We start from the raw sequence: 665 nt of genomic DNA on the forward strand, positions 1-665 counted from the left end.
AAAAAAACATTTATCACAGGCATTAACTCCTTGCAACTCCTATATCTCCTTTATTTTTTCTTATCCCTTATCCCGAATTGACGTTATATCTTAAATATGAATAATCAACCGCAACTAATACCAAATTTTATTACTTTAAATAAGCTCGGTCATGATATTGACATTCCAATAAGATGTAGTAATAAAGCTAAACGCATTGCCATTAGAATAAACCATAAAGGAGTTGAACTAGTTCTGCCTAATAAAAATTTTAATACAGGATACAAATTTTTACTAGAAAAAGAATCTTGGATTAGGCGAAAATTATCAGATGTTTCAAAACAAGAACCCATAGATAATAATACTATAACAGTCTTTGACAGAATATACTCATTACTACATATTGATGCAGATTATAATAAAGTGCAAATGGCAGAGGATATTATTCAGATATATTCCCCACCTTCTCAACATAAGAGCACCTTAATAAAATTCTTGAAAGATAGACTGTTACTAGAAGCAATAAACCTGGCTACTCTTCTGGCTAAAGAATATAATATAAACTTTAGTACAATAAAAATTACAAATAATAAGAACAAATTACGTCAATTCGGGATAAGGGATAAGAAAAAATAAAGGAGATATAGGAGTTGCAAGGAGTTAATGCCTGTGATAAATGTTTTTTT

At 29.2% G+C, this 665-nt stretch carries 1 protein-coding gene; it reads left to right on the plus strand.

Going from position 1 to position 665, the window contains the following annotated elements; translation table 11 throughout:
- The first annotated feature begins 96 nt into the window (after window positions 1-96).
- Window positions 97-615 (plus strand): YgjP-like metallopeptidase domain-containing protein, encoded by a 519-nt coding sequence (locus RiCNE_RS07160; RefSeq protein WP_094649850.1) that lies wholly within the window; start codon window positions 97-99, stop codon window positions 613-615.
- Window positions 616-665: the final 50 nt, after the last annotated feature.

The sequence above is a fragment of the Rickettsia endosymbiont of Culicoides newsteadi genome (genome assembly GCF_002259525.1).
Classification (GTDB): domain Bacteria; phylum Pseudomonadota; class Alphaproteobacteria; order Rickettsiales; family Rickettsiaceae; genus Tisiphia.

Coding starts and splice junctions, on each gene's coding strand:
- RiCNE_RS07160 (WP_094649850.1), top strand. CDS start 97: ATGAATAATCAACCGCAACTAATACCAAATTTTATTACTTTAAATAAG.